Source organism: Streptococcus oralis (assembly GCF_019929345.1).
Classification (GTDB): domain Bacteria; phylum Bacillota; class Bacilli; order Lactobacillales; family Streptococcaceae; genus Streptococcus.
In genome coordinates, this window is record NZ_JAHZPJ010000018.1 from 1 (window position 1) to 9,988 (window position 9,988).

Below are 9,988 nucleotides of genomic sequence, written 5' to 3' on the forward strand. Positions count from 1 at the left end.
ATCTTCATAACTCAATTTCATAATAAAACACCCCAAAAGTTAGATTTTTTCTGTCTAACTTTTGGGGTGCAGTTCAACCAATCTCTCTTTTTAAATACGAGTCTAAAGGGCTCGACTGTACGAATCGTTTTCTGACCACACCCACCTAGATAAGTAATCACCAGTTGCCTTTTCTCTAGAATAGCATGTTTAATGTTATCAAATAATTCTTTTTGACCTTCTCGCTTTCTCCAGTCAGTCAAGTCTACTTCTATCCAAGGACTGGTAGAAACTTGAAAAATAGATTCCAACTTTTCAAGTAACAGATCTTGCCTATCATCGGTCAGGGATTGAATCCCTTGCAAAGCTGACAGAAGTTCTAATTTTTCATCCTCCGATACGAGAGTACGATCCAGAACAAAGTCTTTCATTAAAAAGATTCCGCCCGCCTTCCCAGGTATCGAATAAAGAGGAATCCCTGCCATACTCAATCGCTCAATATCGCGATAAATCGTTCGTACAGATACTTCAAATAATCGGGCTAATTCAGAAGCCGTTGTACTGCCTTTTTCTAAAAGTAGATATAGGATACGAAATAGTCTTGATTCTGCCATAAAATCACCTCTCTTTTATTATACCAGTTATAGTGCGAGGGTTGGAAAATTTAACTAGACAAGTATTGATCAAGACAAAGTAGCTTTTTCTGCACAAGTTCGTTGGTTTATTCTTGACAGCTTGCCCCTCGTCCATTATGATAATAATAAAGATACTAGAGAATGAGGAAAATGCAATGGTAAACCCAACTTTTGGTGAAAAAAAAGAGAATGTAACCTACCAGTCCCGCTATGGAGTTTACGCAGTTATTCCGGATACGGAGAAAAAACAAATTGTCTTAGTCCAAGCTCCCAATGGTGCTTGGTTCTTGCCAGGTGGAGAGATTGAAGCGGGCGAAGATCATCAAGGAGCACTGAAGAGAGAACTAATCGAAGAACTTGGCTTTACAGCTGAAATCGGAACCTATTATGGACAAGCTGATGAGTATTTCTACTCTCGCCACCGTGATACCTACTACTACAACCCAGCTTATCTCTATGAAGCTACTTCTTTCCAAGAAGTACAAAAACCATTGGAAGATTTTAATCATATTGCTTGGTTTCCTATTGATAAAGCAATTGAAAAACTCAAACGTGGTAGCCATAAATGGGGAATAGAAGCTTGGAAAATCCAGCATGGCATTGACTAAATTACACGATTTTATCCAAAAAGTGCTATAATAGAGTTAGAAAATCGGAGGAACTGTTATGAAGCTTATCAACACGACTAATTCACACTCGCAACTTGTTAAAAGCCAATTAGAAAGTACTGACGCAACTCTTGTCGAAGTCTATTCTGCTGGAAACACAGACGTGGTTTTCACACAAGCCCCGCTTCACTATGAGATCCTCATTTCCAACAAACACCGAGCTATTCGTGAATCCGAAATCGAAACCATCCAAGACTTCTTCTTGAAACGTAAAATCGACAAAGGAAGCATTGATGAAGCCAATATCAAGACTCTCTATTCGGATAAATTGATTGAGATTTCAATCCCTATAAAATAAGAAGACCAGCCAAAAGCTGGTTTTCTTTTGCAAAAAAGATTGGTAGTGCACAACTACCAATCTTTTAATTTTATTTCACTGCTTCTTTTAAAGCATCTACCTTGTCCAAACGTTCCCAAGGAAGGTCAATATCTGTACGTCCCATGTGTCCATAAGCCGCTGTTTGACGGTAAATTGGCCGTTTGAGGTCCAGCATTTGGATAATTCCTGCAGGGCGAAGGTCAAAGATTTGACGCGCTGCTTTTTCAAGCTTGCTTTCAGCTACTGTTCCTGTACCAAAAGTATCGATACGAACAGAAACAGGTTGCGCTACCCCGATAGCGTAGGCCAATTGCACTTCTGCCTTCTTAGCCAAACCTGCAGCAACGATATTCTTGGCAATGTAGCGAGCCGCATAAGAGGCTGAACGGTCCACTTTAGTCGCATCCTTACCAGAGAAGGCACCACCACCATGACGAGAGTAGCCACCATAGGTATCCACGATAATCTTACGACCAGTCAAGCCTGAGTCCCCTTGAGGTCCACCGATTACGAAGCGACCAGTTGGATTGATGAAGAATTTTGTCTGTTCATCCAAGTAAGAGGCTGGAATAACCTCTTTGATGACCTTGCTAATCACATCTTCGTGGATTTGTTCATTGCTAACTTCTGGATCGTGCTGAGTTGAAATAACGACTGTGTCCACACGTACCGGACGATCATTTTCATCATACTCAACTGTAACTTGTGATTTTGCGTCTGGGCGAAGATAGCTGATTTCACCAGACTTACGAAGTTCTGCCAAGCGACGAACTAGTTTGTGGCTGAGTGAAATTGGCAATGGCATGAGTTCTTCTGTCTCATCCACTGCAAATCCAAACATGAGACCCTGGTCACCAGCTCCTATCAAGTCAAGTGGATCTTGATCTGCATTTCCACGAACCTCCAAGGCTTCGTTGACCCCTTGGGCGATATCTGGTGACTGCTCAACAAGTGACGGATGAACTCCCACCGTCTCAGCAGAAAAACCATACTCTGTATTGGTATAACCAATCTCTGCAATGGTATCACGAACCACGCGGTTGATATCCACATAAGCATTTGTAGAAATTTCACCAAAAACATGGACAGAACCAGTATATACAGCTGTCTCAGCAGCAACGTGCGCTTCTGGATCCTTGGCTAAAATAGCATCCAAAATCGCATCTGAAATTTGGTCTGCAATCTTATCCGGATGCCCCTCAGATACAGATTCAGACGTGAATAATTTACGTTCTGACATAAAAATGTCCCCCCTTAAAAAATATTGTTATAGAGTTACAAAGTACTGATAGGTATTTCTATCGTCTAAGAGTTACGACGCGAAAGAAATAAAAACGATGTTTTTTTATTTCTGAAGCTAGTAAGGCGCATAGGGTGACCGCGTTATAGCGGCAACCGTAGAAGGACGAGCGACTTTGGAGCCGTCATTCTTTGCGAGTTACAAAGTACTGATAGGAAAACTACTAATAATGAATACCGACCACCTTATCGGGACTATATAACCTTATCATTATACCACTTTTTACTTTTTTTTTGCAGTATTTTCTCTAAATCAAAAAAAGAACCTTACGGCTCTTTTCTCGGCATAAAAATTTGGCTTGTATACCATAATACAGAAGATCATACCTATACTTATCTGCATACTTCGTTTACAAACTACCTATTTTTTGTCTGCTTTTTCCTCACAATGTTTTAACAAACAATCTTCCAGTTAGGCTTACTGTTCCTTAGACTTTCTATTGCTTACAGTTAAGCCAAGTCCAGCCATTAGGAGGCCAAGTCCCACAATACCATAGTTCGCTGTATCATTACTTCCTGTATCAGGGAGTTTCGCCACTTCTTTTTTATAAGCTGTAGCTACTGGAACTGTGGTAGTTGGAGTCGCACTTCCTGTCTGAGCAATAGGTAGTGTTGTACGACGTTCTAGGTAAAATTGGTAATTATCTTTCGTTACCTTGTAATTGTGTCCTTCAGTCACAGTTTCAACAATCCATGTAGTTGCATCCTTAGTTAAAGAATCAACCAAGTTACGATCAATATTCATTAATCGACCTTCAGATACAAAATCTTTATAGCTAATATCGGTCCCTGTCGAAGTTGCAACAATTCTTTCGATCTTTGCGGCTTTCAAAGACGCAAGAGTATTCGCCATCGTTGGAATTGAAGGATCCTCCTTCATTGGAGCATCTGTCAACAATACGACAAACTTTTTATTTTTAGGTGACTTAGACCAGTCGTAGGTTGAAACAATTTGTGTAAGAGCAGGTGTAGATGTTTCAGCGAAGTCTCCACCATTTGCAAGCTTAATACCTGCTAAGGCTTTTTCAAGCTCAGCTGGGTCAGAGGTAAAATAAGATTCATTAAATTTTGTTAAAATTGTACCCTCATCTGCTTTTCCTCTTTCACGTCCATATACTTCATCACTAAAGGTAGCTAATCCAAAACGTGCTACTACTCCATCTTTGGCAAGATTTCTTGCAAACTCATTGATATTGTTACGGACAGTGTCAATAGTTCGAGACATAGATGCTGAACGGTCAACAACAAAAACGATATCGGCAGAGTTAGATTTTGAAATCGTTCTTGTCGCTTTCTTGATTTCGACTGTAGTTGTTTTATCAACACGTTCATATTGGGTATAAGAATTTCCATCTTCATCTTTGCCGCTCACTGTACTCTCAGTTGTTTCAGTCTTTGGAGCAGGAAGTTCTTCGCTTTTTACAGGAGCCACTTCTGTCTTTGTAACTTCGACTGTTGCAGTTTCTTCATGAATCTTTTGATCACCTTCTTGGCGTTCTTTCACGTCAATAGGTGAAACCTTCTTAGAAACATCAACAAGTTCTCCAGGTTTTGCATCTGATTTGTTAACGACTGGTTTTGCCTCGTCAGCTTTGATTTCTGCTACAGCAGTTTCGACTGCCGATTTACTTGCTTCAGTTTTCTTTACTGTTTCAGTTGAAGTAGATGCCGGTTTTGTTGTTTCATCTGCAGAAACTTGTCCGACCTGAGCAAAAGCAAACAAAATTGCTACAGAAGCCAACCCAACTTTCATTTTACGGAATGAAAAACGTTGTTGTTTCATAAATGATTTATCCATAGAAGTCCCCTTTTCTTTTCACGGATCAAATGATATAATCCGATTGTTTCATAGTATGATAACACAAATTTGTATAGTTTTCAATTTTTTTCCTTACGATTTCAATAAAATATTGGTCTAAAAAAAGTTTTAAAGCAATTACTGTTTTATAAATCAAATTATTTAAAATATATAATTATTATCTCCTTTGAATATTTCCGGAAATAAAAACTCAGTAGAATCAGGTGATTCTACTGAGTTTTTAAAATGTTTGGCGTTTTGCTTTACGCTCTGCACGCCCACGTGCGCGATTTTCAGCACGCTTGGTTTTGCGGCGTTTTTCATCCACCGCCCATTGAATCTTCTTCTTATAGCCAGGTTTGACTTTTTTCTTTTTCTTTTTAACCAAGCCAATCATTTCAATATCAAGCTTATCCTGCTTCTTTTCACGATTGGCACGACGATCACGGTCATAGGTATCTTGAAACTCTCCGTCTTTGACCATCTTAGGAGTAAACTTGATCCCTAATTTCTCCAACTCACGGATATCCGAGTCATCACTTGGCTGGTAAAGGGTAATAGCCGTACCAGGTAGACCATTGCGTCCAGTACGTCCAACACGGTGAACAAAGAAGGACAAATCTTGCGGAATGGCATCATTGATAACATGGCTGACCCCTTCAATGTCAATTCCACGCGCTGCCAAGTCTGTTGCAACAATGTACTCAAAATCCAGATTTTTCACCTGGTTCATAATCCGCTTGCGTTCACGAGGAGCAATATCTCCATGAATCTTTGCTACCTTCAATCCTTGAGCAGTCAAGTAGGCATGTAACTCATCAGCACGCGTCTTTGTGTTAACAAAAATCATTGCCAAATAAGGCTGCATCAACTGAGTCAGCTGGTAAATCTGAGCATTCTTGTCACGGCCCTTGGTCGAAATCAACCAATTATCAATCGTATCTGAGATGACTGTCTTGGTCTTGATTTTCTCCATGACAGGATTTGACAAGTATTTTTTCAAGAACGGTTGTAACTTTTGTGGAATGGTCGCCGAAAAGACCATGAATTGCAAATCTTTTGGAAGGCTTCCTGCAATCTTATCAACGGTTTCCAAGAATCCCATATCTAAGGTCATATCGGCTTCATCAACAACAAAAGCCTTAGCCTTGTGAATAGCCAAATCACCAGATTTGACCAAGTCATAGATACGCCCTGGAGTCCCAATAACAATATGGGGTTGGTTGCTGGCAAGTTTTTCAATCTGACGCGCCTTATCCGTACCACCCACATAATTAACCACACGAACTTCGATATCTGAGTGAGCTGCAATCTGACGAGCTGCTTGGTAGATTTGAGTGGCTAACTCACGACTTGGTGCAGTAATAACCGCTTGCACACTATCGCTAGCTTCATCTAATTGCTGGAAAATGGGTAATAAGAAAGTATGAGTCTTTCCTGAACCTGTTTTCGATTCGCCTACCAAGTCACGACCTGCCAGTACAATAGGGATTAATTTTTCTTGTACCTCTGTAGGAGTTACGAATTTCAACTCCTCCAAGGCTTCTACTATATAATTTTTAAATTGAAATTTCTTAAATGACATACTATCCTCGATTCTATCCTTTCAATTATACCATATTTTGTCCTATTGCAGTAGCCCCATTTGAGTCTCAGTCCTGTAGTAAAGATTCAAGTAGCTTAAAAGGTTGGAATCTCTGATTCCAACCTCTTTCATTCTTTCCAGGTCAATATAGCATTCAAACCATAGTGATCACTGACTTGTGGGCTATTTTGACCATCAAAAACTACTTGTAAACTCTCTACTTCTAACTCTTTGGTTGTAAATACGTAGTCAATTCGTAGTGGTTCAGTATTGCCTTTCCAACCATCAATTTCTGGTGGAACGGTATAGCTACCACTTCTTTCTTTCGCAACTTCAAATGCGTCTTGTAATCCTAATGGGCTAGTTAAAATCGCTTGATAACCTTCCTGACCAGCTGGGTTATTGAAATCACCTGCCAAAATCAGAGGTTTATTCAAATCCTTCAGCACAGCCTCAAATCGCGCCCATTCTTCCTGGAAACCTTTATCCCACCAAGAGAGATGAACGCTTGCAAGAGCAAGTTCCTTACCTTCAACCTCTGTCTCAGCCAAGGCAACGCGACGAGTATGGTAGTCCGTTGGATCATCTACATCTGATACTAAAATCTCACGCGCCTTAATAGGTGTTTTGGATAAGATTGCTACACCTTCATGGTAGCGGTCATAGCCAACATGATTGTAAGCCCAAGTCCAGTAGTATGTTTTCCCTTTCTCAGCCAATTTTTCGACCAGGAGTCGGACATAGTGATCCTGATGAATGGGTTCTGCTGATGGTAAAGCTTGATAGCGATTGTTAACCTCTACCTCTGGCGAAGTTATTTCTTGATTGATTTCTTGGAAACAAATCAAATCATAATCCTTATCAAGAATGTCTTGGAGTAAGATTTGGAATTTTTCCTCTGCTTCCTTCTCCATCCAACTGTGAGTATTGAGTGTTAAAAATTTCATGCTTTTCTCCTAAAACAAGAGGTTGGAAAACAGCTTCCAACCTCAAGTATATTACAATTCTACTTTAGCAACTGCTGTTTTAGCTGCAAGAGAACCAGTTTGTTCTAATTTAACAGATTTGAGAACATCTCCATTTGTGAAGACAACCACTGTTGAAGTTTCACGACCTGCTGCACGGATAGCATCCAGGTCAGCTGTGACAAGAAGATCACCAGCAGCAACCTTTTGTCCTTCAGAAACGTGAACTGTGAATGGTTTACCTTCAAGGCTTACAGTATCCAAACCGATGTGAACAAGCACTTCAAGACCTGCTTCAGTCACAAGACCAAGAGCGTGTTTTGTTGGGAAGATACTTGATACAGTACCTGTAACTGGAGATACGATATTTCCATTGGCTGGTTCTACCGCAAAACCATCACCCATCATTTTTTGAGCAAAAACTGGGTCTTTCACTTGTTCCAAGGCAATGACTTGACCATCAGCTACTGAGTAAACATCCTCAGTTACACCTTTGTAATGTACAGTATTTTGTTGAGCTTCTGTCATTTGGCTTGGAAGAGTTTCAGGAATTACTTCACCTGAGTCAAGGATATCTTGGATATCAGATTTCAATACGTCAGCTTTTGGTCCGTAGATAGCTTGGACACCTTGTCCCTTCATGACAAGACCCATAGCTCCCTCTGCTTTCCATTGTTCTTCAGTACCAACGCGATCTGCATCTTTAACAGTTACACGAAGACGAGTCATACATGCATCCACATCTACGATATTTGCACGACCACCAAGAAGGTTAATGATATTTACTGCTTGAGAAGCTACTGCAACTTTTGGTTCTCCTGGAGTTGCATCTTCTGAAGCGCCCTCAGCATTTTCGTAGTTTCCGTTACGTCCTGGAGTTGCGTAGTTGAATTTCTTGATCATGAAGTTGGCAATGAAGTACATGATAACCGCAAAGAGGACAGTTACCCAGATAAAGTTAACGATATCCATACCAATACCAGCATTAATTGCTAGCGGTGTACGAGTCAAGAATTCAATTGAACCGAATGAGTGCACACGAAGGTGAACGATATCTGCCATAGCAAAGGCAGCACCTTGAACTACTGCATAAACAAGGTAAAGAGGTGTTGCGATGAACATGAACATATACTCGATAGGTTCAGTAACCCCTGTCAAGAATGTTGCAAGGGCTGTCGCAATCATCATACCCTTGTATTGGTGTTTCTTGTCTGCATCAACATTACGGTAGATAGCAACGATGATACCCATCAAGATACCGAATGAACCAATCATTTGACCAACTTTGAAACGAGCTGGTGTGAAAGCTGAAAGGATGTGTTGGTATTGGTCAGCATTTGAACCTTTAAGATTAACAAGGTCTGTTACCCAAGCAAGCCAAAGCGGATCTTGACCAAATACTTGTGTTCCTTTTGCTGCACCAGTAAGGATTTCATATGTTCCACCAAGAGCTGTATAGTTCATTGGGATTGTCAACATGTGGTGAAGACCAAATGGCAAGAGCAAACGCTCCAAAGTACCATACAAGAATGGTGCTAGAATTGGTGCAGTTTCTTGTGAGTTGGCAATCCAAATACCAAAGCTATTGATACCTGTTTGAACTACTGGCCAAAAGGCAGCAAGCGCAAGCGCTGCGATAGTTGAACGAAGAATAACGACGAATGGTACAAAACGTTTACCATTGAAGAATGAAAGGGCATCAGGAAGTTTACGGAAGTTGTAGTATTTGTTATAAGCTGTTGCTCCGACAAAACCTGAGATAATCCCTACGAAAACACCCATGTTAAGCGCTGGTGCCTCAAGAACGCTGATAAAGTAATCAGCAACCTTGATTGAACCACCAAAGAAAGTGGTAACCATTGCTTCAGGGTTTTTCAACATATCACCCGTAACTCCAAAGATAGTACCTGTGATGCGGTTAATCAAGATAAAGGCAAGTCCGGCTGCAAAAGCACCACCTGCACGTTCTTTAGCCCAGCTTCCCCCAATAGCTAGGGCAAACAAGATATGAAGGTTACCAATAACCCCCCAACCAATTTGCTCAAGGATTCCACCTGTAATCACTAGAGGAGCAAGATTTGGGTCGATCATCACGATTGATTTACCGATTGAGATCATCAATCCCGCCGCTGGCATAACGGCGATAACCACCATTAGAGCCTTACCGAATTTCTGCCAAAACTCGAAAGACAAGACATTTTTGAATGTAGCTTTCATCATTCAAATCTCCTTAATTTTATTTAGGCAAACGTTTTACGAAAACGTTTGCACTTAGTTATGTATTAATTATACCACTTTTATTTTTTTTGTAAAGGCTTTTATAAAAAAATTGTCTATTTCTATTAAATTTTTCAGTTAGCGGAGCTAACTATAAGCTAGTTAAGGCATTACATTTTTAGGTAGGCTGGGTGGCTAACTTCATTATAGAACTTTCAAAATTTTTCAATTGTGCTAAATTTCTCAACTTCTATTTTCCACTAAGAATGATTTCTCGATAACTCTTCAATTGATACCGATTTCCATCATGCAACCAACTACTGCTTCTGTTGAGTTGACTAGAGAAACTGTAGATAAAAACCTTTCTAGGCTCTGAAAGAAGCACCCACATTTCACCTAACAAATCAGCTCAATTTTTTACCAATTCTACCCTTATTTCAGTTGACAGGAGGTCCTGCCTGTTGTATAATATAGTTGTCGAGTTGAGAGGGCTTTCCTCCAACTAAGAACAACATATTAATAA

At 40.2% G+C, this 9,988-nt stretch carries 7 protein-coding genes and 1 pseudogene; 2 read left to right on the forward strand and 6 right to left on the reverse strand.

The features are described from left to right. Positions 1 to 77: 77 nt before the first annotated feature. A pseudogene (locus tag K1I97_RS09735) lies at positions 78 to 593 on the reverse strand (helix-turn-helix transcriptional regulator); the annotation flags it as partial. A 176-nt stretch (positions 594 to 769) separates the two neighbouring features. Here K1I97_RS09735 and K1I97_RS09740 point away from each other — a divergent pair. Next, the gene (locus tag K1I97_RS09740; protein WP_223332308.1) at positions 770 to 1,222 is read left to right on the forward strand and encodes an NUDIX hydrolase; all 453 of its coding nucleotides are present in this window, start codon (positions 770 to 772) and stop codon (positions 1,220 to 1,222) included. Positions 1,223 to 1,280: 58 nt separating this feature from the next. After that, on the forward strand, positions 1,281 to 1,580 hold the full coding sequence (locus tag K1I97_RS09745) for a DUF1827 family protein (RefSeq protein WP_223332309.1): 300 nt from the start codon (positions 1,281 to 1,283) through the stop codon (positions 1,578 to 1,580). A gap of 70 nt (positions 1,581 to 1,650) precedes the next feature. Here K1I97_RS09745 and metK read toward each other — a convergent pair whose 3' ends face one another. From metK to K1I97_RS09770, 5 genes are all read right to left on the reverse strand, one after another. After that, entirely contained in the window at positions 1,651 to 2,841 is a 1,191-nt protein-coding gene (gene metK, locus K1I97_RS09750) for a methionine adenosyltransferase (protein ID WP_223332310.1), read from the reverse strand. Between the two features lie 477 nt (positions 2,842 to 3,318). Further along, complete coding sequence (locus K1I97_RS09755) at positions 3,319 to 4,698, reverse strand: VWA domain-containing protein (protein WP_223332311.1); 1,380 nt, start codon at positions 4,696 to 4,698, stop codon at positions 3,319 to 3,321. A gap of 241 nt (positions 4,699 to 4,939) precedes the next feature. After that, positions 4,940 to 6,283: a DEAD/DEAH box helicase gene (locus K1I97_RS09760; RefSeq protein WP_223332312.1), complete on the reverse strand. Its 1,344-nt coding sequence runs from the start codon at positions 6,281 to 6,283 to the stop codon at positions 4,940 to 4,942. 128 nt (positions 6,284 to 6,411) lie between these two features. Then, positions 6,412 to 7,230 (reverse strand): endonuclease/exonuclease/phosphatase family protein, encoded by an 819-nt coding sequence (locus K1I97_RS09765; protein WP_223332313.1) that lies wholly within the window; start codon positions 7,228 to 7,230, stop codon positions 6,412 to 6,414. A 51-nt stretch (positions 7,231 to 7,281) separates the two neighbouring features. Next, complete coding sequence (locus K1I97_RS09770; RefSeq protein WP_223332314.1) at positions 7,282 to 9,468, reverse strand: PTS transporter subunit IIBC; 2,187 nt, start codon at positions 9,466 to 9,468, stop codon at positions 7,282 to 7,284. Positions 9,469 to 9,988 lie beyond the last annotated feature (520 nt).